Below are 24,233 nucleotides of genomic sequence, written 5' to 3'. Positions count from 1 at the left end.
AACTGAGAGGCTCATCGGGTCATTTGCACAGGTTGCACGGTCAGCCCGGTTTCTTTTTGCAATGCATAGTAGCGACTGAGCAGGGCGTTAAAGCGGTCGTCGGTCTTTTTTCTCAGCGCCGGTGAAACGGGGTGTCCCTGTTCGACCGCCGCAGCGAACTGACGCAGCAACTCTTCCAGCGGCACCTCGCGGTTGTGGCTGGTTTGAATCTGATAAATCGCGGTTTTCAGGTAAGAGAGGGTAAAACTGCCGCGGTTGCGCTCCTGCGCCAGGATTTTGTCGGCTAATTGCTGGAGCTGATGCTGGGTCTGATGCCAGCTGCCCGGTAGCGGGGCGTTATCCAGTCGCACGGCCTGTAACTGTTGCCAGCGGGCGGTTTCACGTTGCTGTTCGCTGTCCTGCGGCCAGGTTTTCTGTGCCATGGCGGTCAGCTGTTCGGCGTTTTGCAGCACCACCAGCGGGGAGGTGTCCGCTAACCGGGTTAACTGTTGTTCATAGGCTGGCAGGTCAGGCTGGTACAGCCAGGCCAGTCGTGCACCGTCCGGTGTCTGGGTCAGGGCTGTGAGCTGCTGTTGCAGCGGCCGGTAAAGCCCCAGCCAGCTGCCGGTCAGGATAAACGCGCCCAGCAGGACGCCCAGTCCGAAGCCCTGTAAGGCACTCATCCGGGGCGGCGGCTCAGGGAAACGGACCTGGACCCTGGGCTGATGGCTGTCGTAGCCGGGGGCGTCGTCGGTTTCCGGTTCAGCCGGTTCCGGCTCTGTATTGGCCAGGTAGACCAGCGGCGGCATCTGGACAGGCTTGGGCGCCGGTGTGGGCAGGATACGGGTATTTTCCAGTTTTTTCGCGGTGTTCTGGAAAAACCACAGCAGGTTTTCGACTTTGGGCAGGCGTTTCAAATCGGACTGCTGGAGCCGGTCGACGATTAACTGTAAGGCTCGCTCTGCCCGGTAAATCATGCGCAGGTCGCGGGCGGTGTAGTTGTGCTGGCGCAGGACGTTGCCGCTGCGGGTGTTAAACCAGTCGAGCATTTCGGTACGGACCGCGGGTTGTGGCGGCCACAGTTCATCCCACTGGCTGACCATCACGCCGGCCAGCAGTTCACAGCCTTCGGTAAAGCCGGCCAGGCCGCTCAGTTGCATCCGGGCCAGGGTGTAGTAAATCGCACTCTGCAAATCGACGCCGTGGGAGCGAAACAGCGTCAGGGCCAGGGATTCAATCAGCGGCCAGTTCACCGCCGGCTGAGACGGGTGGTTAATTTTGTTGATTTCTTCGCGTATTGCCGTGAACGCCGGCAGGTTCATCGGGTTACCGCCGGCACGGATAATCAGGTTTTCAGGGTGTTCACGCATGGCAGTTTATCCTTGCCTGCCGCCGCTGGCGCGGGGCAGGGGCTTTTTTATGATGGATTAATAGAGTGTATCGGGCAGTGTGAACTGGCTGAACAGGCCGCCGGCAAACGGGTTGTCGGATTCATCCACGTAGATACGGTAGGTCATGTCACCGCCATCCACGCTGAACAGCACATCAAAGGAATCCTGACGTACGTTGGTCAGTTTGCCGCTGTTAATCAGTCGCAGTTGTGCCCACGGGCCGGTGAAGCTGATGGCGCGTGGGGATTTGCCACTGACGTCCGGTATCAGCGTGAGCTGACTTTCCACCCCGGCCCGCATCGAGTTTGGCCAGATTAAGTGTACGATGCTGCCGCGGCCATGGGCATAATCGAGTAACTGTCCGTCGAGGTTAAGCAGGCTGCGGCGTTTATTGCCGGTCAGGCTGAGGGGTTCAATGGCAAACTGGGTCCCGAGGCCGTTTTGCGGCGTGAAGAAGGTGTCGCGAATACGGTTAGCCAGGGTCAGCTGTTTCAGCACATCCGGGCGGATAAGCTGTTCCCCGTCCGTACCGTAGGTCAGGTTGTTCTCGACAAACGGTTTGAGGTTTTGCTGATAGAAGGCATCCAGCGTGCCGCCCGGCCGGAAGAAGCGGTCGAACTCACTGAGCGGCACATCCTGGGTGGCTTCCGGGTTGAACGGATAGCGGCCGGCCAGGTAGGTCTGGTACTGTTTGACGACGTTTTCGCTCCATTCGACTTCCAGCGAGCTGACCGCTTCCCTCATGACCACCCGCCACGCCTGTTCAGCCAGTTCACCGACCCAGCGGTTTAACGGTGCCGGCAGGTTTTTCGCCAGCTGCTGCACTTCGAAGATGGGGTCGCTGTTGTTCTGTTCCAGTCGCAGCTGGACCGCTTTCAGGGCGGCTTTACCCGGTACCGGGGCGTTCTGAATCGCCAGCAGGTAGCGGTGCAGCTCGGTCAGTTTCTGATACACCCCCTGTAGGGTGCTGTTTTTATCCCCGTATTCCACCAGCACGGCGGTTTCCGGGGCGAACTCCCGGTTGATGCGTACCAGCAGGCGATAATCCGGCGTGTCGCGTAACTGCTGTTGCTCTTTGGCCGGCAGGGTATCATTAATCACCGGCAGGCGGGTGTTGTCGCTGAGGATTTGCAATGCGCGGCTGAGAGGCTGTTCCCCGCTGATGACCTGTTCAATGGCACCGATGGCTTGCGGGATATCGGTAAAGTGACGGATATCCAGGTTGTTCATGGCCCCGCGCCAGGTGGCGGTGTAATCGCCCAGGTACTGCTCGGTGATTTGGCGCTGAATTTCTTGACGGTCGGTCTCGCTGTACTGCACGTTGTGTGACAGGTTCAGTACCCAGCTGTCCATCACGGTCAGGTCAATCAGCTGGTCGTCCTGTTTGACGAAGTAGTTGTTCAGGCCGTTCATCGTCAGGAACTGCGGGATAATCAGCTGTTTGTCATTATTGGCGATAAAGAGGCTGTCAAAGCTGGGGCCAATCTGGTCACGCAGGTTGAGAGGCGGCGGCAGTGAGTCCTGGGCTTTGATGCGCAGGGTCTGGTACACCCGCTGGTAAATGGAGAGCTGGCTCAGTTCTTTCTGAGCGTTTATCATCGGGCGTTGGTAAGGGGCAAAGCGGCTGATAGCCGCCGGGTTATCTGCTTCCCGGGCCGCCCGCCAGTCCGTATGGTCCAGCGTATAGTCGAGGTGGGTGAGTAACTGTTCCTGCACCTGCCGCTGGCCGTTAAAGACCTGACTCCAGCGTTCGCGCATGTACTGTTCCACCAGTGACTTATTGCGGCCACTGCGGTCTTCCAGCATCCGCATGATGCGCAGGACTTCGAGTTTCTCTTCACTGCCTTTGGCAGCCTGGTTCAGGTCATCCAGCAGGCCATTCATCAGCGCAGGCAGGAAGCGCTGGGACAGCAGTTGCAGGTAGGTGTTTTCGACATACGGCCCGACATCGGAACCTTGATACAGGCCCATATCAGTGAACAGCCCTTTTTTATGGTAATCCCCGTAGGCCAGAGTCGCTTCCCGGAGAGGGTTCAGCAGGGGCAACTGTAAGTTCCCGTTGCGGTCTTCCCCTTTGGGTGGGGGAATGGACAGGAAGGTTTTGGCCTGCGCCAGCACTTCTTCACCGGCCCGATAGTTTTTCTGATAGTTATAGTGCCAGCCGGCCCACAGCGCCAGGGCGACCGCGGTGCCGGCGGTGGAGAAGGTCAGGAGTTTGCGGCGGTTACGGCTTAACCACAGGCGGTTTTCCGCCGCCAGATTGGGTTCGGCCAGCAGGACGTCTTCAAACAGCGCACGGGTGAAGTAGGGGGAGGTATCGGCCACCGGCCAGGTCGGAAAGGCCTGTGGCCCCAGGTGATACTGCACGGCGGCAGACTGGGTAAAGATGTCATCCATCTGGCCGATTTGTCTGGACGAGGTGAGATAAACGCCGCGCAGTCCGGGTTGTGCCGGGCCGCCATTGTAGAGAATGCCCTCCAGCAACTGAATCAGGTAGCTGTGCAGCCCCTGTATCTGGCGGGTGAAACTGAACAGCGGGCTGCGCTGGCTGATATCCACTTTGTTGAGCATCATGTCCGGCATCGCGGCATTGAGTTGCTGCATCCACTGGTGCCAGAACTGCGCCAGTTCAGTACGCCAGCTGTGCTCATCATGCGCATTCAGGCTGAAGGTGACGCCCAGTATCTGTGTGCGTTGCGGCTTGTCCAGTGACTGAAATGCCGCACTGAAGCCATGCAGCAGATCAAGTTTGGTCAGCACCAGATAGAAGGGGAGGTGGTTGTGCAGGGTTAACCGCAGATCTTGCAGGCGCAGATGGAGCGCGGCGATATACCGTTCGCGCTGCTCTTTGTTGTCGGTCAGTAAACGATGAGTGTCCACCGTCAGAATAATGCCGTTGAGGGGCTGGCGCTGACGGTTTTCGGTCAGCCAGGCGAGTAACGATTGCCACAGACGGGTGGGCAGCTGGGGCTTGCGGGTATCGGACGGTGATATCTGGTCGATCAGAAAGCCGTCCGGGTCAATGATGACCGCTTTTTCCCCCAGCCAGCAGCGCAGGTGCAGGGGGTGAGCCTCTTCCCCTTTATGGCTGTCAGGAAGGGAGATATCAGTCAGTTTGTAGCCTTCCTGAATCAGTGCGGTTTTGCCGCTGCCGGTGTTGCCCAGCATCAGGTACCAGGGGCGCTGGTAGAGGTAATGCCAGGTGCCGAGATGGCGCTGTAACTGCTCTTTCCAGTGATTAAGGTAGCTGTCCTGATGAGTTATATCGGCCAGGACCGGATCGATCTCTTTCAACTCCACATCCAGTTTGAGTTTTTCGAGCTGACGCAGACGGCGCCAGATTTTCGTCCCGATAAAGCCCAGTGCCAGCAGGATAATAATGACGGTGGCCAGCCAGCGGGCGGAGAGATTTTCCAGCGGGTGGGTCTGTCTGAACTGCCAGCCGGGTCCCCACCACCATATCCAGATAAGGGCAATACAGGGCAGGAGGGCCAGTATCAGCGAGGCGGTGGCTTTGAGCGGCGGCAGGCGCGGCATCGCCGGTTTTTTGATATTTTTCAGAAGAAGAGAGAGCCAGTTCATGGGTTAACGCTCCTGTTTGCGATCGTATCCTTTGGGGCGGCGGTCATTGCGGCTTTTTCTGCCAGTGCCGCCAGCAGGCCGGGCTCCCAATGGGTGAGTAACAGGTGTTGTCCTGCCTGTAACAGATGCCGGTAATGTTGTTGTGCCAGGGCCGTCATGCCTGCCTGTTCAAGCAGCTGTGCCGTGAGCAGCTGACCGTAGAATTGATCCCGGGGTTCGGTCAGTTGCTGCTGGTGCTGTTCTGCCGCATTGAGTGCCGCTTCCAGTCCGTGTTGCCGGAAACATTGCCAGATGGCTTCTTGATCCTGTGTTGCGCCGCCGTTGACGGCCGCAGTCGCCGGCGGTTGCAGCCAGTTCAGGGTTGAGGAGGAGATAAACGGACTCATATCGGAAAAATACAGGGTCTGTAACACCGGCAGGCGTTCAAGAAATGCTTTCAGTTCATCACGGATGGCCCCAGCGACGGCGGTATAGCCGAGTTTTTCGGCGGCCTGAGCTGCGATAGCGTGGCCGTCAAGCCAGTAAGGGGCGAGGGTCAGGCTCTGTTCTATCTGTCGCAGCAAAGATTTATCGGCTGTGGGCAGTTTTGCCAGATAATCCGCAGTACGGTCTGCCGAAGTCGGTGCCAGTGGGGTTTTGCCTTTACTGCTGGCCGTCGGTGCGGTGGTCAGGGTGTGCCAGATGGCATAACGGCGCAGACGGTAACCTGTGGCGATGTCGGGCTGGCGTTCGCACAGGAGATCAGCGACGGTGAGTAATGTCTGTTTCCAGGCTTTTTCACTGGAACTGTCTACTGCGACATCCGGTGCCGGTGCGGGTGTCAGCGCGGAGGTGCCCGCAGGTTGTGCGCCGGTTTCTGCTGATTCAGCCGGTGCGGCGACGGGTTTTGGCGCGGGTTTGCGGGCATAGCGGGGGCGTAGCTGGTCGATCTCTTTAGCTAGTGCAGGCTCATCGGTATGCCAACATTGCGCTAGATGGGCCAGTGCGCCTTGCGCCGCTTCTCGCTGAGTTTCATCCGCCTGTTCGCAGAAACCTGTATGAGCAGTGTCAAAACGTTTAATGACCTGCTGGGCCAGGCGACGTTTGAGCAGGGGTTTTTGTGGCCAGGCGGTCTGCCAGTAATGCTGGATATAATCGGCCAGCAGTTCCATTGCCAGTATCAGTTCAGCGGGGTTGCCGCTATGTTGCAGTGTGCGCAACAAATGAACCATCAGCCTGAAATCTTTGCTTTTTTCGCTGAACAGTTGCAGCGCCTGACGCTGGATCTCTTCAATATCGAGGGTGGAATGGGCCAGTGATCCCAGCTTAACCATTTCCCCGTCAATATATTCCCAGGCGGGTTCGTTTTCATTCAGTTCCCTGCCGGTCAGTTCATCCGATAGGGGGGCCAGCAGGAGTTCCTGCCAGTCAAATTGTTTCCTGATATCCATGGGATCACCAACGACAGGCGGTGCGTAAAGGTTTCACCGCCTGTTCCAGTTGAGAAATGTTGAATGTTATCTGACTTCCGTTGCCGGTTTTGATGGTTAGGGTGTGGCCTGTCATCAGTCGTTTAAGTTGTTCAATGCCGGGTAGTCCACGGCTGGATTCCAGCAGGTAGCCGTTTTCACGTAAGAACCAGTCGGCGCTGAATTGGGTTATGTCAGTCGAAATCATCACTGTACCACTGTCCTGTGGTTTAGCTAGCGCGACCTGTATCCGGGTGATGTTATCAATACAACTCAGCATCAGTACCGGCCGTGGTGGCAGAACACCGATCGCAGGTGTGGTGAGTATGACGCGGGTCGGTATTCCCTCGGATTGGGTAGTGATAAAACCGGTTGAATGATCAGTTCGTTTCATTTCCTGTTCCATTGCCTGTCTCCAGGCTGGGCCGGTTTTTTCTAACGGTATAACGGCAATGTTATCCACTTTATCCAATAGACGGTCATAGCAATCGAGCCTGATCAGCGGTGAAGGCTCTGAGCGGCATTGCAACAAGGCCGAGAGTGGAGGCTCTGTTGTCGTTTCCTGAGCTGGCCGAATATCAGCAGGTGCGCCCGTCAGAGAGGCGATTAATGAACTGACAAGTAACAAGAAACTCATAATTTACACCTGTATTTTGCCAGTTTGTAAGTCAGTGTACGTGGTGCAATGCCCAAGCTTTCAGCAATCTGTTTGGTATTGTTGCCGTAGACATGCTGGCGTTGTATCAATACTGCACATTCAAACTCTTCGATTGCCTGAGACAAGTTGTCAATTTTGCTGTAATCGTGAGAGACGCTGGCCGATGTTTTGTTTTCTGCTGTGGTGCTCAATGAAACCAATAGTTCATCAAGCTGTCTTTCTTTCTGGCGTTGAGTCTGAAAGACTTGGCGGATCTGGCGCAGTTGTTCACGCAGCTGTTCCAATTCCTGCAATCTTTTCAGTCGGTGCTGCATGACATAGCAGTAGATGTAAAACATGTTGCTATCGTCAGCAAAACGACTGACATCTTCGGCGAAAACAGAAATGACACCACACGCCTGTCCGTTGCAGTTAAACAGCGGGATGGCATGCAAACCACAGCGGTGGGGCAGCTCTTCTATAAAGGTGCGAAAGTTTTGATTGTCTACTCGCACTCCTTGATTGAGTGATCTCCAGGTTGTGGGGGTGCCTTTGTACAGGATTTGTACCAGCGGGTGGTTGATATCGCCAATATTGACATCCAGTTGCAGGGCACTGATCTGGTTTGGGGCTGGTAGCCGGTAGCATTCCAGACGGCTTTCATTCACGTTAAGCAAAGAGACCAGCAAGGCGTCAAAACGCTGGCGTTGGTGATTCACTTGAAGAAAGTGATGAACCAGCTGCTCAATAGAGTCATTTTCCAATAACGCTAATGCGCTTTTCAGCCGTTGTTTCATGGTATCTCCTCAACTACCGCGTTGAATTCATGTGCATCAACAGCTAGCTGGATGGTACTGATCTGTTTTCCGGAAGCCATTTTTTGCAGTAGCAACAGGGATAGTGGCGGCAACAAAGCGCCATCAATGATCGATTCCAGCATACGTGCGCCGTTTTCCGCACGGGTTGCCCGTTGTAGTATCTCTTCAATAACCTCGTCACTGATGGTGACTTCGGCATGGAAACGTTGATGTAATAGGTTATCGAGGCGAGTCAGTTTGCCTTGGATAATGGTTTTCAGGGTGTCGTATCCCAGCGGTAGATAAGGCACTACTTCCATTCGCGCCAGTAACGCCGGTTTGAAGAAAGCCGCTAATTCAGGGTAGAGCAGGTCATTCATCTTTTCCGGTTTATCAGCGTTATCAACGATGGTTTGATAGCCCAGGTTAGAGGTCAGGAAGAAGACAACGTTTTTGCAATCAATCACCCGGCCTTCACCGTCGGCCAGTTCACCTTTGTCGAATGCCTGATAGAACAAGTTCAGTACATCTGGATGGGCTTTTTCCACTTCATCAAGCAGGACGACTGAGTAAGGTTTTTGACGAATAGCTTCGGTGAGTACGCCACCTTCACCATATCCCACATAGCCCGGAGGTGAGCCAATCAGGCGGGAAACTGTGTGTTTTTCCTGAAATTCAGACATATTGATGGTGGTCAGGTATTGACGGCCACCGAACATTAATTCCGCAATTTGCAAAACGGTTTCAGTTTTACCGACACCGCTTGGACCGACCAGCAGGAAAGCGCCCAGTGGGCGACCGGGGCGGCGCAAGTCGGCTCTGGCAGTCAACAGATGTTGGTGCAGACATTTGATGGCAAGATCCTGCCCCTTGATGCTTTGTCCCAGATGGGTTGGCAGTTCAGTGACAACGGAAAGCTCACTCTGCGATAGGCGGTTAAGGGGAACGCCAGTCCATTCGGCAATAACCGCCGCAATTTGGTTTTTATCCACATGAGGGGAAATGAGTGTTTGCTGTTGTTGTAACTGTTCTAATTGTTGGTTAAGTTCAGCCAGTTTTGCAATCAGCTCTTCAGTCACTATTTCCTCAGATGTTTCATGTTCATCGGTTGTTTCATCCGTTAATAGCTGACGGCGCAGTTTAATGATTTGTTGAACCAGTTGTTGCTGCTGCTGCCAACTGGCTTCCAGTTCAGCCAGTTTTTCTGCTGTTTCTTGCTGTTGCAGCCGTAATTCATCCAGTCTGTCAGTATGTTGGTTCAACCCCATCCGTTGTTCCCTTGCCAGCACATCCGATTCCATTTGCTGCTGGTGGTGCTGGTTTTTTAGTGCGGAAATCTGACGCGGAGGGGCAGTCAGATTAATGGCGACACGTGCACAAGCGGTATCCAGTACATCAATCGCTTTATCCGGTAATTGACGACCGGAGAGGTAACGGTCACTTAATACCGCAGAGGCTTTCAGTGCTTCGTCATCGATCAAGACGCCATGAGCCTGTTCATAAATTGCCCGCAGGCCACGCATGATGATAATGGCTTCTTCCGCTGTGGGTTCGGCCACCTTGACTAATTGGAAACGGCGGGAGAGGGCGGCATCTTTTTCGAAATATTTTTTGTATTCGCCCCAAGTGGTTGCGGCGATAGTTTTTAGTTCACCACGCGCCAGAGCGGGTTTCAATAAGTTGGAGATATCCAGTCCGCCCTGTTGATTGCCTGCGCCAATCAGCGTGTGGGCTTCATCAATGAACAGAATAACCGGTACGGATGACTGGCTGATTTCACTCATGATGCCTTTGAAGCGTTTTTCAAATTCACCTTTTACCGCGGCACCTGCTTGTAACGCGCCCAGATCCAGTGTCATCAGTTCACTGTTGTGCAATTTTTCCGGCACCTGGTTGTCAATAATGCGCAAAGCCAGCCCTTCAATCAGTGCGCTTTTACCCACGCCCGCTTCACCCACCACAATTGGGTTATTTTTACGGCGACGGCAGAGAATATCGATCATCAGGTCGATTTCGGTGTCACGGCACAGAACCGGATCGAGTTTTCCCTGACGGGCTTGTTCTGTCATATTCTGAGTAAAGCGGGCGAGTAGGCTGTCACTGTTGGCAACGGTTTTTCCTTGTCCATTTTTATCGTTCTCCACAACAGGTTGTTCGGCAGAGCCGGCAGTCCACTGGGTGAAATTCTGACGCAGCAATTCGCGATTTATTCTCGACAGAAGACGAGCGGATTGCGGTGTCAGATAGCGTAACGGGCTGAACAGCAATGTCATTAGCATGACACCGCTGCGTAATTCTTGATGCTGCATTTCGGTTGATGCTAACAGCCAGCTATCCTGTAACCACTCCACCAACATCGGGGAGAAGTTGGGGTAGGCTTGAACCATCGTTTGATGGTGAGGGATCATTTGATCAAGCTGTTCTTTCAGCAAGTCACTGTCTACCTCGGCTTGGCTGAAGATCGCTCTGACATCACTGAGAGGTGTGTTGATCATTTGCAGCAGTAGCTGAGAGACAGTGATCTCAGGTTGCTGCTGGCTGACACACTGCGCTGCCGCCGTTTCCAGAGCGTGCCGGGTCATCGGATTTAAGCGGTTAACTAATGTGGGTAGATCAATCTGGATCATCGGTTCTTTCCTAGCTCAGTAAATTATTTAGCTGTTGTAAGATGTTTTCGGTCTGGCTGTGTAGCCGGACAGCATAGAAGCCATAAACCACGGCGAGCAGCGCCGTGCCGCTCCAGAACAGGTGTTTGATGGTCAGACGTTTACCCAGTCGGTAGCGGCCATCACGCTCGTTAGCGTTACTGTGCAGAATGGTTGCTGGCGCTTCGCCCCGCAGCGTGTGCAGTTGTTGGTGTAACCGGCGGAATAAATGTTCAAAATCATCACCTTTCTGCGAAGCCACTTTGTAGCGGCCACGGTAGCCAAGGCAGAAGCAGAGATAGATAAATTCCAGCAGATGCTGATAGCGCTTAGGTTCACCCATTAGACGCTCCAGCAACTGAAAGACTTTTTCACCGCCCCAGGTTTCATTGTGAAATCTCACCAGCAGTGATTGTTGTAACCACTCATTTTTGCTGTTCCAGCCATGTCCCAGTGCGGTTTCGTCAATGAAGGTACAGAGCATGTAGCGGAAAGAGACAATCGCGCCCGGTTCATAACCTTTAGTTTGCAGAAATTGTTCGATTGCCTGAATATCGGTCACGACCTGTTGGTAAAGTTGGTCCGGCAGTGGCTGATCACCCATGTCTCTCATTCGCATTACCATGCCAAGCAGCGGTGTGGCGGCATCAATCATTGGATTTAGGCTTTCTCCGCGCAGCGGTAACTGATACTGACGATGCAAGACAGTATCAGTGACTTCCGGCGTTAGTGCCGGGTTGTCATTAATGGCTTCGGCTTTCATTAGTCACTCCCATTGCTGACCGCCCAGAATTGCATGTCTAATCCAGGGAAATCCCCCGAAACATGGAAGGCAATGGTGGTGCCTTTCAGAATCTCTTGCCACGCCGTGCCTTGTTGATCAAAACGGAAATAGGTGTAGCCAGCGTGATAAGGCAATTGACGTGGAGCCGCAGGAAGTGCGACCAGTCCCACGCCAGGCAACTGGACGCTGACCCTTTCGCGGATTTTTTCCAACGATGTGACTTTGGTTTGCTGAGAAAATTGGCGGAGTAATTGATCTTGTGGCATCTGTGCGCGGACAGCCAGAATGAAATCCGCTTTGGTCAATACATCACGATCATGAATGTTTGCCACCCGGATGCCATTTGATTGAGTCTGTAGCTTAATCGGGATCGCGCGCGGGGTCAGGACAACACCCAGCGCTTCGCGCATGGGGATCATGGTTTCCTTGAATGTTTTCGTCAGATTATCGTGATTATAATTCGGTATATCGCCGACTTGACGCGATTCAGCCGTGAATGTTCTTAGCTCACCACAGGTTTGGATCAACTGAGTGAAAAAATCTTGTGGGTGCAGAATGGATTGTCTGGCGTAGTGGGTAAACCATGGCTGAACCCGGTTAACTAACTGGAGCATCATAAATTCAGCCACATCAGCTACTCCTTGCTGACCAGGTGAACCAATCCGATCAGCGAGTGATCTGCCTCGTTCTGTCAGTGCTCTATCTATTTCATCTATGAGGACTTTTAACCGGTTGGAAACATTGATCGACGTACAGGTTGGTACGAATTCTTCATTCAGTATGAGAGTCCCGGTCGGCAGCTTTTCTATTATCTGGCATAGCGGCAGCAAAGAGAATGCGCTGAGATCCTCTGAGCCCTGTTTCAAAACCGGTGTTAATTGTGCCAGCATGAGCTGGCTGACATCACCGCCATCGGTGTGCAGGTCACGGATATCAGCCGTATGTTCACGGTAGCGTACGGCCCCGGCCTGATTAGATTCCGAATGGGAGATTTCATTGAGGGTGTCGTTGGTTATTGGCAGTGCCAGGTAGATATTTTTGCTGTTGCTATCGTGAAGATTCGCTACATCGAGTGGTTGGGGTGTGGCATCTTGGTGAGGAATGGAGAACACGGTGCCATCCGGCATGATACCGCTGGCTTCGGTGATACCGATACGCCCCAGAGCGAGAAGATCTTTGTCAATAGTCAGGGAACTGAAGCCGTAACCGTAACTGGTTAAGGTTGCCAGGCGGCTGTGAGCCAGATAGTCATTATGCTTTTGCTGTTGTTGGAAGTGTTGTGGCTTGATAAATAATCCTTCGCGCCAAATCACCCGATTTTTACCTGACATAATTATTGCTCCTCTTTTCTAAGTTCAACTTCGTTCGCTCTGATGTGCACCAGAATGTGGTATTGCTGTCCTGTGTCTTTTACACGGATGACCTTTTTCCATTCCGATTGGTTAATATCGGCATAACGAACGATGACGCCGATGTAACGGCTATTTTTTTCCAGTGGGATGACTGGCAACGGTTTGTACTGCCCCGGTAGTAAGGTGTAATCCTGATGGTCGATGTAATTTTTCCCCAGCGCTTTATCCAGCTTGTCGCTCTCAAGCTGACCATAATCAGCGGCAAGCAGACGGGAATCTTCACTGAGATAGATCAGATGCATCTCAACCGGAGTGGGTTCGCCATTTTTGTTGGGATTGATATCAGGCTCCGCCAGCAACGTGATCGCTGCGGTGGAAGGTAAATCCGCAGGTTGACCAACCGGAGTCGATGGATCCCAGACAACTTGTCCGACTTTCTTCGTTGCCTGCCATGCACCGCTGCAACCGCTTAACATCAGCGCTGCCAGCAATACAAGCCATAAGGTATGATTACCGAACCATGAGGTATTACCGCCGGAGCGTTTCATTACTGGCTATCCTCTAAACCCTGACGCAGAGCGCGGTCATAAGCTTGTTCATAGACTTCACTAAATAGTTTTTCGAATCCCTGCTGGCGACTGGAAGCCAGTTCGTGGTAGTAACTGGTGTACATTTCCCACGCCCAGGTTGCGTCTTTCTCCTGTGTTTCATTACTGCGACGGTATTGGGCAAAACGGTTGAGCAGGTGCTCTGGTGAGAAAGCATCCAGCATGGTGTTCAATGCGGCAGTGATCGCGATCCGGTTAGCCTGATAGTGCAGTTGCAGGTTGTGCAGGCTTTCAGTGACAGCTGATGGTGCAGAGAGATGTACAGGGCTTTTTTGATCCGCAAACATCACTTGCATGGTGGTGTTGTAATCCATATTGAGCCGCAGTGGGTTATCTTCGATAGGGCGTAGTTGTTTATCACGCAGACCATGCTGTGCACGTTGCAATGCCAGTAAACCTTCAATCGCCGCTTTCATGGTTTTACCCATTTCTTCCAGAAAGTCGTTGGCCTGTTGGCTGTTATGCAAAGGTAATTGTGTGCTCAACCCTCGCATCAGGGGGGTGATAGCGACATGCTGCTGTTCCATGTCCTGATACTGTTCACTTAAAGGTGAAGAGATACTCGGTAAATCAACAAAATCCCGATCCATAGCATTGCCTCTGTTGTCTGAGAGGGGAGAGAAGAATAATGGGGTGTTGTAATGGCCTTGTTGCAGGCTCTGGGTTATTTCGTTACTCACTGGGGTTTGGTCCAGTGTGGTCAGATTTTCGCTGTCAAGAACTTTAAGTGGATCATGGCTAAAATCGTGGTTAATCGTTGGTGCTAAAGAACGGTGATCGGTGTAAGTGGTGTCTTGGGCGGGATCTTTTTCCATCATGGCATCCAGTGGATTGCTATAGCTGGAAACGAGTGATTCCGGTGATACCATCATTGGATCAATCCGATCTGCATCAGAAAAACTGATATGGCTTTTGATCACCAGCTTACCGACGGTAATTTCATCCCCTTGTTGTAGTCGGATGAAGCCGGTACCAGAGGTCAGTGGTGATTGATTCACAAACAGAGGGCCGTCGATCATTTGCAGACAAAATGCGCCATCACGCCATTGGATAGTAAATTGTGATGGATTGATATTGCCTTTCTGATCCTGAATAGACCAAAGATGGCTTTCACTGCTGCCGATTGTGCCGCCTTGAGTGGAGAACAGGCAACTGGCAGATTTACCACTTTCCAGTTGATCACTGTTGATCACGCGTAATGAAAGGGTTGGCTGTTGTTTTTCCATCGTCTTTATCCACCAACTGAAATTGTGATAAAGGGTTTCTTTTCCGGCTCGCCGAGAAAGCTGGTCCACCCCAGGTTATTGTTTTGTTTCGTACCAAGAACCATGCCGCCTGCCTGGTTTTCGGCCAGTCCAAGACGCAGATCCCAAGCCAATTGATCTCGCAGGACAAAGCAGATAAACATCACCAGTGGCAGGAAATTTTTTCCGTCCGGTAGAAATGACAGAAAGTGTTCACGGGATAGATCGTTGATACATACCATGAATTTACTATTGCAACTTCTCACCCATGAACCGAGGAAAAAGTTTTCGCCTATGACGGACTGTTCAATCTCTTTTTTTCGACCTTTTAATTTCAATTTTCCACCCAGACGGTTTTGCTGTGATGGTCCAATGGCGATTTTCCTAATCTGCCAGCTATGCACGGTAACATCCGGCAGATCAAAGCAGTGTGAAACCAAACTGCATATGACTTCCGGTGATCGACCGGGGCTGGCTAACAGGCCAGCATAGGCCAACATTTTGCTATGATTGATATTTAAATGAGCACGGTTTACATCACTGCCAAGCCCAACCAAAGCGAACATGCGTTGAGAAAAATCGTCCATTCCGTTTTTGTCAAAACAGATGTAATAGCGATATTTCCGCCAGATCTGATGAAGCATGATGATTGAGCGGTGATTGAAAATATTCAGAAAATCAGTCAGCCGGTTTTCGCCCTGAGCTTCCTCCCATGCCAGTGAATCAAGGTAGTAACCAGGCATAGGCGACTGGCTGCCATGTAATCCAAGGAAAGAGACTTCCACCTGAAAACGACCTTGTTCGGTACGTTTCACAGAGGCAATATCTCTGGTTGGAAAAGCCAGGCTTGCACTGGATTTGAAACTGATTGCTTCCCGGTCAGGGCGGTTGGTTTGCCCCGTTTTTTCCCACGCTACCGCCAATTGGTTGAGTAACTCAACCAATTGATAAAAGTTGTATTTTGAGACATCCGGCACCAGATTTTCCGGCGAATTTTTTCCTGTTACATCAACGCGTGTTGACCTATTTGTTCCGGCCATTCATAACATTCCTGATTATCTAAATTGATCACTTTCAACATGTGGAAGGAATTAACGCTGGCATATAATGCAAAGAAGCGTGACAGTATGTTGCAGAATAGGTAGAGCTCCCCTTCAGAACTGAAAGCCTGTTGCCGGATATACAATGTTGATTCCAATCCACGTACAGGAAGTCCTTTAAATAGGCGGTCTATTGGTTGAGTTTCAAGTCGTTCAATTGCGTCCAGTCGTTTCTGTGATGACCGCGATGACTGCCGGTTATGTATGCTGGGGAGATCGTAGGTACTCAGTACCTGTTTCAGGGCATCCTTATCCAGTAATGTCATATAGTTCAGTGACATATTGGAAATGAGTGACCAGTGATATTTACCGCTCATCAATGGATAAAGTGGGACGGATGGGCGGGTGATATTACGAAATGATGCAAATGACGGGCTGCCCAGTGAAGGGTAATTAATGTCACCTACCCGTAGTTGCAGTGGCAGTTCGCGATTGGTACAGGTCAGTTTGACAGAGACATTTTCGTTACTTTCCAGTTTCAGTAACTGTGATGCATCGCCACGTACGAAAGAGAGATAGTGCTCAAGCCCTTTACGGAAAGGGGATTCTTTGACCCTGATACGGAAATAGCGGGTGTTGAGTTCGCTTTCGTGCTCAATTTGATGATGAAAACTTTCAAATGGTACATAGACCCGCTCACCACCGGTGCGGTTGGGTTTACCGTCAAGATTGAGCAGGTTGCTTTCCACTTTATCAATGGAGAAAATATCGTAGCGATCAGGATGACTATAGCTGGCTCTTAATGGATATTCCGCCTGGCTGCCATCCAATCGGATAGCTTCGCTATCCATTGGGAAGAGATTAATTGCCGGCACACAATGCAGCCGGAAGGTATCCTGACGGATTTTAACTTCCGGTGGAATTGCTTCTGAGAAATAGAGATTCAGCGTGAAATCACTGGCTTTAAGATCGGTCGGTAACTTGGGGAAACCCGTGATATCAAAAAACAGAAACCCTTCAGAAAAGCAGAAGTATTCCTGCAAGATGCGATAACCCATATAGGAGTTTTTCGGGTAAGGCAACAGAGCATCTTCCCGGTTAAAACCAACCGGAACGACATCAAAATCCGGCAATGAAATGATGGTATCGCCTACGATAAGTTTTGCGTCTTCAAGGTAGTAGCTAAGCCAAAAATAGAGTTGTGTACTGCTGTAACCATCGCCGCTCAGATAAAAACGCAGCTTATCAAGTTGCAGCCCTTGTAAGCTGAGTTCTGTCTTTGAGGTAAAATTCAGACCGATAACACCTTGCTCATTGCTGTTATTGACGGAAATGTCCTTGATCGACATTGGAAACAGCCAGACATCACGGCATAAAGTGAAAGTACAGCGGTTGTCTTTTTCTGCTTTATTTGGGTCGGTACTGCTTGAGAAAATATTTTTATCGTCTTCGTCATCATCATTTGCTAGCTGGCAACTCTGGATTTGAGTTCCGCGCTTAACCTGTGTAGCTTGTGTGACGGTGCTTTCATCGGGTGTGTACTGGATAATGGTCATGCTGGGTGTTGGCCGCAGATAGTTTGGCCATAGCATATGCAGTAACCCATGAGTCAGTTCGGGGAACTGATCATCAATTTTTGCCCGTAAGTTACCGGCAAGGAATGCAAATCCTTCCAACAGACGCTCAACATCCGGGTCAGAGCCTTGTTCAGACAGAAATGAAGCGAGGTGAGGATGTTCAATTGCGGCTTGTTTCCCCAATTGTCTCAGGTAATCCAATTCCTCTCTGAAGTATTTTTCAAGTGACATATTTATTGAGTCCGCTCTAGGCAATAACGCCGGTTGTTATCCAGTTGAATGTTAAATTCAACGACATCATTAATATCATCCAGGGAAACCCGGGCACTGATCTGAAAACTCAACAGCAGCGGATCACTATCATCGTGGATTGCACTGACAGAGACTGATGATATTCTTGGTTCATAATTTCTAATGCAATGCTCTATTGCCTGTTCAATACTTTGCTTAAAGTCAGTTGCGGTGGTTGTGGCGTCATTGAGATCAATAACGCCAAGATTAACCGCACTCTGACAAGCACCCGGATGGGTATTGAGAACATTATTCAGGTGCCGTCTGATGGAGTTGAGTAGCTCACGCATTCTTGACTGGCGGGAAGAACCCGAGTTCTTCCCCTGAATACGCTCAAACAAGCTGGCAGAGCCTTCTCTATTCCAACTGTACAGCGCAGCCATGACTAATTATTCCTTATCCAAACGCCCTACTAGTGACAACTCAAAGCTGGCTCCCATGTATTTGAAATGAGGGCGAACTTGCATTGCTACCTGATACCAGCCTGGATCTCCTTCCACATCCAAAACCTGAATTTGGGCGGAGCGCAGAGGGCGACGGCTGCGGACATCTGTTGGTGGATTTTCCTGGTCGGCGATGTATTGTTTCAGCCAGGTGTTCAGTTCACGTTCCAGATCCTGACGCTCTTTCCAGGAACCAATCTGCTCGCGCTGCAACACTTTGATGTAGTGTGCAAGGCGGTTGATGATGAACATATAGGGCAGCTGAGTACCCAGTTTGTAGTTGGTTTCAGCCATTTTCCCTTCGCGGGTGTTCGGGAATACTTTTGGCTTCTGAACTGAGTTGGCAGAGAAGAATGCGGCGTTATCACTGCCTTTACGCATTGTCAGGGTGATAAAACCTTCTTCAGCCAATTCGAATTCACGGCGATCGGTAACCAGAACTTCTGTTGGGATCTTGGCCTGGATTTGTCCCATTGCTTCGAACAGATGAACGGGTAGATCGCTGACAGTACCACCGCTTTGCGGGCCGATAATGTTTGGGCACCAGCGATATTTGGCGAAGCTGTCAGTCAGGCAGGATGCCAGCAGATACGCGGTGTTACCCCACAGGAAATGTTCGTGATCTTTGCTAACATCTTCCTGATAGTTAAAGTTTTTAATTGGGTTTTCAATAGTTGAATATGGCAGACGCAGCAGGAAGCGTGGTGTTGTCAAGCCGAGATAACGTGAATCCTCAGATTCGCGCAGAGCACGCCATTTGGTGTGAGCCGGGCCTTCAAAGACGGATTTTAGATCTTTAATTGCTGGCAGTTCTGTAAAGCTGCTGATGCCAAAGAAATCAGGCGCGACAGAGGAGAGGAATGGCGCGTGAGCCATTGCACCAACCGCGCTGACGTATTGCATCAGTTTGATATCGGGTGAGCTATTGCTAAACGCATAGTTACCGATAACTGCGGCAACCGGCTCACCACCAAACTGGCCATAACCCGTTGAGTAAACATGCTTGTATAAGCCTGATTGGATGATTTCTGGTGAGAATTCAAAATCTTCCAGTAATTCGTCTTTGGTGGCATGGATGATGTTGATTTTGATGTTTTCACGGAAATCTGTGCGATCAACCAACAATTTCAGTGAACGCCATGATGATTCCAGCTCCTGGAACGCTTTGGCGTGCATGATTTCATCGACTTGAGTGCTCAGTGTCTTATCAAGTTCAACAATCATTCTATCAACGACGAGCTTGTTGATGGGTTCTTCGTTAGAACCTGTACCCAAGATGCTGCTGATAAAAGCCGCAACACCTTGTTTTGCTATATGGTAGCCGTCATTTTCCGGCGTCATTCTTGCCTGAGACATAATCTCGTCAAGCAAAGAGGTGGTAGACCCTGGGGCTAATGTTGTACTGCTCTCTTCATGCAAGGACATGTTAAAAACTCCTTTCCAGTCAATTACTTTTGATTGACGATTTCAAGTTCTTTTAGAAGTTGTTCGCGGACTTTCTCATCACCCAGTAATTCCTGTAAGCGGGTGCGGAATGCTGGAATATTTCCTAACGGTCCTTTTAGTGCGACAAGCGCTTCACGCAGCTCCAAAAGTTTGTTTAATTCAGGAACTTTTTTTGCCACGTTATCGGGTGAAAAATCGTTTAGTGATTTTATTTCCAGGTTAATTGGCAGGTCATCTCCACTATCATCATTGAGACGATTAGGAACGCTAAACGTGAGATTGATGTTTGCTTCATTCATCACGGAATTAAAGTTATTTTTGTGCACAGAAACAGCCTGGCGTTCTTCAATTGGCGTATCTTCTTTCGTCCCTTTAAGATCACCGACAATAAGTAAGTTAAGTGGTAATTCGATTTCAGCTACTTGATCACCGGTATTAGGAACATATTTGATATTAATCCTTTCCTTCGGTGCTACACTGCCTGGACTATTTTTATTCATATTAAAATCCTTCGGGTAATACAATTTAGGCAATTAGGAATTATTTGATGGCAATATTGATGAGAGAGTTGCCCCTGCTACCTACCTATTATGTGATGGATAACATAAAAATCCCTCCTGATTTAAAGAACTGGAGGATTAACTGCATTGAATTGGGTAGTAAGTCGACTTGTATGAGTATATAGACAAATACAGATTCAGAATATTCTTACTCATCGAGCAATAGCATCAATATAGACAGCTCTGCAAAGTAGAGTGTCGCATTTTGTTTTTTTATTGTAAAGATAAAACATCGGCAGATATACCCTTCTATTCGGCTTTTTGATGATTTTATTATACTTTGCAATAATTTACGTTTTGATTTTTTCTTAAACCATTTCTTTGTCAATTCCCCCAATATAGTAATATTAGCAGCTATTTTTCTGGGTATTTATAAATTTTTGATTATTTTTTGTTTCATTGTGTAACAAAGTGTTTCTAAGTGTATTTTTTGTTTACATCTTAGAATTAATTTCATATTGGAAATATTATTCTCGTTATTAACCAGGTGGATAATTTAAATTTTTTGATCTACTTCTCAATTTTTAATTGATCAAAAGATAATTTTTCTTGATTTTATTTAAATCCTTATTTTTCATATACATTAGGTGTTGTTTCTATTGGGGGAATTATTGATATCAGTTAATTATTCTAATAATTTAGTTAATTTTGATATTATTTTTATTTTTTGTGAAAATTATAATATTTTTATTTGTTGGTGATGGGAAAGCTATTTTGCAATTTAGATTTTATTTTGAAATGAGCTGTTTGGTATTTATTATTCATTTCAGCGTTCATACATTTGTAAGTGATTTTTTTCAAAATGAAATAGTTACTATTGAAATTAATATGAGCGCTACCTTAAATATGTTGACACAATTTCTTAAAGGATATTTTCATGCCGACTCCATGTTATATTTCCATCACTGGAAAAACCCAGGGTAATATTACCGCTGGTTCATTCACTGCTGAATCAGTAGGTAATATTTATGTTCAAGGGCACGAAGATGAAATGCTGGTTCAGGCATTTGATCATGTAGTTACCGTTCCAACTGATCCTCAATCAGGTCAGCCTTCTGGTCAGCGTGCTCATAAGCCATTCCGTTTTACAGTTGCATTAAATAAATCGGTGCCATTGCTTTATAACGCATTGGCTTCTGGTGAAATGCTGACGAATGTGGAATTGAAATGGTACCGCACTTCTGTTGAAGGGAAACAAGAGCATTTCTTCACAACTCAGTTGGAAGATGCCACTATTATCGACATTGATTGCAAAATGCCTCATTGTCAGGATTCAACAAAATCTGAATTTACTCAGTTGGTTCGTGTTTCTCTGTCTTATCGTAAGATTAACTGGGAACATACAACCGCAGGTACTTCTGGCGCAGATGATTGGCGCGCACCTATTGTTGCCTGATAGGTAATATAATCATTCAGCCAATGGAATACTTTTCATTGGCTGAAAAGCTTAGTTGTTTTATTAAAATTGAGTATTATTAATAACCACCTTTAATCTCTTTCAGTTTCTTTTGTTTTTTCCTTTTCTTTCTCTGCTTCTTTTTCTTTTCTATTTTTTACACGTACTATTTAACGATATTACTAAATGTTTCCGATAATACTCAGCCATTTTTCTTTCCTTTGTCCACTTTATTTATGCTTTTACTTTAGCCATTTTTCTTGATTGTAGTGATAGTTTAATGTCTTGTTTTTTGATTTTACAACTTTTGCTTATTTATGGTATGTAAGTATTTTTTATGATTGACAGTGAGAACGCAGGTAGCAGCACTTTCTTGAATATCATATTTTATCCTGACAAAATGTTTTACCTATCCTAAACGTTAATGAATATGACAAGATTGCTTTTCTGAGTTTGATATTCAGGATCCTGCCATTTTTATCGCTAATGGGGCTATAATGATGTCTTACCATCTATCTCATCTACTGGGATGGTTTTTTAGTTGTCAGGTATTCCATACTGGCAAGTAATCTATTCTCTGCTCTGGGATCTAAAACCTAATGCTAAGTTATCGTCACAGCTTTCACGCCGGTAATCATGCCGATGTGCTGAAACACACTGTACAAAGCCTGATCATTGAATCTATTAAAGAAAAGGAAAAACCTTTTCTCTATTTGGATACTCATGCTGGTGCTGGTCGCTATCAACTCAGCGCTGAACGCGCTGAACGTACCGGTGAGTATCTGGAGGGGATTGCCCGCGTCTGGCAGCGTGAGGATTTACCACAAGAATTGAAAGTTTATATAAGTGCAGTGACTGCGCTGAATCAGAATGGCAATTTACGCTATTATCCGGGATCGCCTTTAATTGCCCGCCATTTGCTACGGCAGAACGATAAACTCGGACTGACCGAATTGCATCCGAGTGACTTTCCTTTATTACGTAATGAGTTCTCCCGTGATAACCGTTCCAGGGTTGTGCGTGAAGATGGTTATCAGCAATTAAAATCACAATTGCCACCTCAGAGCCGTCGTGGATTTATCCTTATTGATCCTCCTTATGAGCTGAAATCTGATTATCAGGCGGTTGTTCAGGCAATTCAGGAAGGTTATAAACGTTTTGCGACCGGTGTTTATGCGTTGTGGTATCCGGTGGTATTACGCCAGCAGATCAAACGCTTGGTTAGAGATTTGGAAGCAACCGGTATTCGCCGAATTTTGCAAATTGAGCTGGCTGTCCGGCCTGATAGTGATCAACGGGGAATGACCGCCTCTGGCATGATCGTAATTAATCCTCCCTGGAAGCTGGAACAGCAGATGAAATCGGTATTGCCGTGGTTACATAAGGCTCTGGTGCCGGAAGGAACAGGCCACACATTGGTTAAATGGATTGCACCAGAATAACTTTCAGCAATGGCAGTGAGAGCCAGAACCATCACAACTGATTGATACTTTTTGCCATAATAGGCTTTCGGGTATTGACCCTTTACACTGATTAGATGGAAACGATCCAAATGAGTAAACATTACAACTATATAGCAATTGGTGGTGGCAGCGGTGGTATTGCATCAATTAACCGTGCGGCTATGTATGGACAGAAATGTGCCCTGATTGAGGCTAAAGCATTGGGAGGAACTTGCGTTAATGTGGGATGTGTGCCGAAAAAGGTGATGTGGCATGCGGCGCAAATTGCTGAGTCTATCCACCAGTACGGGCCGGATTACGGCTTTGATACCACTGTCAACCGCTTTGATTGGAAGACACTGATTGTTAGTCGTACTGCTTATATTGATCGTATCCATCAATCTTATGAACGTGGTTTGGGTAATAATAAAGTTGATGTGATCCAGGGTTTCGCCCATTTTGTTGATGCACACACCGTTGAAGTGAATGGCGAGAAAATAACCGCAGATCATATTCTGATTGCAACAGGTGGCCGTCCTGTACGTCCTGATGTACCAGGAGCAGAATATGGTATTGATTCTGATGGTTTTTTTGAATTGGGAGAGATGCCAAAACGGGTTGCGGTTGTTGGTGCGGGTTATATTGCGGTGGAAATCGCAGGCGTATTGCACGCACTTGGCAGTGAAACCCATCTATTTGTGCGTCAGCATGCACCTCTGCGTACTTTCGATCCGATGATTGTTGAAACACTGCTGGAAGTTATCAATACCGAAGGGCCCACTTTGCATACTGAATCTGTGCCGAAAGCAGTGATTAAAAATGTGGATGGTAGCCTGACTTTGCAACTGCAAAATGGCAAAGAACAAACCGTTGATACCTTGATTTGGGCTATTGGTCGTGAACCGGCAACGGATAATCTGAATCTGTCTGTAACCGGTGTTGAACTGAATGAAAAAGGCTACATCAAGGTTGATAAGTACCAGAACACCAATGTGAAAAGTATTTATGCAGTAGGTGATAACACTGGTGCGGTGGAATTAACGCCTGTTGCAGTTGCAGCTGGTCGTCGTTTGTCTGAACGCTTGTTTAATAATAAGCCGGAAGAATATCTGGATTACACTAATATTCCAACTGTCGTATTCAGCCATCCGCCGATTGGTACTGTAGGACTGACTGAACCTCAGGCAAAAGAGCAGTTTGGTGAAGATCAGGTGAAAACTTATCACTCTTCTTTCACTGCAATGTATACCGCTGTCACTCAACATCGTCAGCCATGCCGGATGAAACTGGTGTGTGTCGGGCCGGAAGAGAAGATTGTCGGCATTCATGGTATTGGCTTTGGAATGGATGAAATGCTGCAAGGTTTCGTTGTTGCATTGAAGATGGGAGCAACTAAGAAAGATTTTGATAACACGGTTGCAATTCATCCGACTGCGGCGGAAGAGTTTGTAACGATGCGGTAATAATATTGTCAAAAATCCACCTATACATCTTTTCTCTCTGGAAAATACGTTTAAAGGCCGGTTTTATCCGGCCTTTTTCTTAAAGGGGAGCGGGGAGGTGATTGGGTT

Annotated in this window: 18 protein-coding genes; 3 read left to right on the top strand and 15 right to left on the bottom strand. The window is 48.8% G+C overall.

Going from position 1 to position 24,233, the window contains the following annotated elements; genetic code table 11:
• Window positions 1–11 precede the first annotated feature (11 nt).
• Genes PTE_RS10405 through tssB form a run of 15 tightly spaced genes read right to left on the bottom strand, consistent with a single transcriptional unit; the run spans window position 12 to window position 19,764 of the window.
• A complete protein-coding gene (locus PTE_RS10405) occupies window positions 12–1,349 on the bottom strand; it encodes a VasL domain-containing protein (RefSeq protein ID WP_036846012.1) in 1,338 nt (445 codons plus the stop codon).
• A gap of 57 nt (window positions 1,350–1,406) precedes the next feature.
• Window positions 1,407–4,952: a type VI secretion system membrane subunit TssM gene (tssM, locus tag PTE_RS10400; RefSeq protein ID WP_036846009.1), complete on the bottom strand. Its 3,546-nt coding sequence runs from the start codon at window positions 4,950–4,952 to the stop codon at window positions 1,407–1,409.
• The gene (tssA, locus tag PTE_RS10395; RefSeq protein ID WP_036846006.1) at window positions 4,949–6,382 is read right to left on the bottom strand and encodes a type VI secretion system protein TssA; all 1,434 of its coding nucleotides are present in this window, start codon (window positions 6,380–6,382) and stop codon (window positions 4,949–4,951) included. Before tssA ends, tssM begins: the two co-directional genes overlap by 4 nt.
• Window positions 6,383–6,386: 4 nt before the next feature.
• Entirely contained in the window at window positions 6,387–7,037 is a 651-nt protein-coding gene (gene vasI / locus PTE_RS10390; protein WP_036846003.1) for a type VI secretion system-associated protein VasI, read from the bottom strand.
• Window positions 7,034–7,834, bottom strand: coding sequence for a helix-turn-helix domain-containing protein (locus PTE_RS10385; protein WP_036846001.1), 801 nt, complete (start codon window positions 7,832–7,834; stop codon window positions 7,034–7,036). Before PTE_RS10385 ends, vasI begins: the two co-directional genes overlap by 4 nt.
• Entirely contained in the window at window positions 7,831–10,461 is a 2,631-nt protein-coding gene (tssH, locus tag PTE_RS10380) for a type VI secretion system ATPase TssH (RefSeq protein WP_036845998.1), read from the bottom strand. Before tssH ends, PTE_RS10385 begins: the two co-directional genes overlap by 4 nt.
• A gap of 10 nt (window positions 10,462–10,471) precedes the next feature.
• Entirely contained in the window at window positions 10,472–11,242 is a 771-nt protein-coding gene (icmH, locus tag PTE_RS10375) for a type IVB secretion system protein IcmH/DotU (RefSeq protein WP_036845997.1), read from the bottom strand.
• The gene (gene tssK / locus PTE_RS10370) at window positions 11,242–12,594 is read right to left on the bottom strand and encodes a type VI secretion system baseplate subunit TssK (protein WP_036845995.1); all 1,353 of its coding nucleotides are present in this window, start codon (window positions 12,592–12,594) and stop codon (window positions 11,242–11,244) included. Before tssK ends, icmH begins: the two co-directional genes overlap by 1 nt.
• Window positions 12,595–12,596: 2 nt before the next feature.
• Window positions 12,597–13,163 carry a type VI secretion system lipoprotein TssJ gene (gene tssJ, locus PTE_RS10365; protein WP_071992969.1) on the bottom strand — a complete coding sequence of 189 codons (567 nt, stop codon included), beginning with the start codon at window positions 13,161–13,163 and terminating at the stop codon, window positions 12,597–12,599.
• Window positions 13,163–14,449: a type VI secretion system-associated FHA domain protein TagH gene (gene tagH / locus PTE_RS10360; RefSeq protein ID WP_036845992.1), complete on the bottom strand. Its 1,287-nt coding sequence runs from the start codon at window positions 14,447–14,449 to the stop codon at window positions 13,163–13,165. The genes tssJ and tagH overlap by 1 nt, the downstream gene beginning before the upstream one ends.
• A gap of 5 nt (window positions 14,450–14,454) precedes the next feature.
• Complete coding sequence (gene tssG / locus PTE_RS10355) at window positions 14,455–15,507, bottom strand: type VI secretion system baseplate subunit TssG (RefSeq protein WP_036845990.1); 1,053 nt, start codon at window positions 15,505–15,507, stop codon at window positions 14,455–14,457.
• Complete coding sequence (tssF, locus tag PTE_RS10350; RefSeq protein WP_036845987.1) at window positions 15,471–17,315, bottom strand: type VI secretion system baseplate subunit TssF; 1,845 nt, start codon at window positions 17,313–17,315, stop codon at window positions 15,471–15,473. The genes tssG and tssF overlap by 37 nt, the downstream gene beginning before the upstream one ends.
• A gap of 2 nt (window positions 17,316–17,317) precedes the next feature.
• Complete coding sequence (gene tssE, locus PTE_RS10345; protein ID WP_036845985.1) at window positions 17,318–17,758, bottom strand: type VI secretion system baseplate subunit TssE; 441 nt, start codon at window positions 17,756–17,758, stop codon at window positions 17,318–17,320.
• A gap of 6 nt (window positions 17,759–17,764) precedes the next feature.
• Entirely contained in the window at window positions 17,765–19,243 is a 1,479-nt protein-coding gene (gene tssC, locus PTE_RS10340) for a type VI secretion system contractile sheath large subunit (RefSeq protein WP_036845982.1), read from the bottom strand.
• Window positions 19,244–19,266: 23 nt separating this feature from the next.
• On the bottom strand, window positions 19,267–19,764 hold the full coding sequence (gene tssB, locus PTE_RS10335; protein WP_036845980.1) for a type VI secretion system contractile sheath small subunit: 498 nt from the start codon (window positions 19,762–19,764) through the stop codon (window positions 19,267–19,269).
• Between the two features lie 937 nt (window positions 19,765–20,701).
• Here tssB and PTE_RS10330 point away from each other — a divergent pair.
• The 3 genes from PTE_RS10330 to gorA all read left to right on the top strand — a co-directional run bounded on the left by PTE_RS10330 (window position 20,702) and on the right by gorA (window position 24,125).
• Window positions 20,702–21,220 (top strand): Hcp family type VI secretion system effector, encoded by a 519-nt coding sequence (locus PTE_RS10330; protein WP_021323277.1) that lies wholly within the window; start codon window positions 20,702–20,704, stop codon window positions 21,218–21,220.
• Window positions 21,221–21,819: 599 nt separating this feature from the next.
• On the top strand, window positions 21,820–22,662 hold the full coding sequence (locus tag PTE_RS10325) for a 23S rRNA (adenine(2030)-N(6))-methyltransferase RlmJ (RefSeq protein WP_036845978.1): 843 nt from the start codon (window positions 21,820–21,822) through the stop codon (window positions 22,660–22,662).
• 110 nt (window positions 22,663–22,772) lie between these two features.
• Entirely contained in the window at window positions 22,773–24,125 is a 1,353-nt protein-coding gene (gorA, locus tag PTE_RS10320) for a glutathione-disulfide reductase (protein WP_110742871.1), read from the top strand.
• Window positions 24,126–24,233: the final 108 nt, after the last annotated feature.

The organism is Photorhabdus khanii NC19, from assembly GCF_000517265.1.
GTDB lineage: Bacteria > Pseudomonadota > Gammaproteobacteria > Enterobacterales > Enterobacteriaceae > Photorhabdus > Photorhabdus khanii.
The sequence above is the reverse complement of the archived record's forward strand: the minus strand, read 5'-3'. Positions and strand labels throughout refer to the sequence as shown.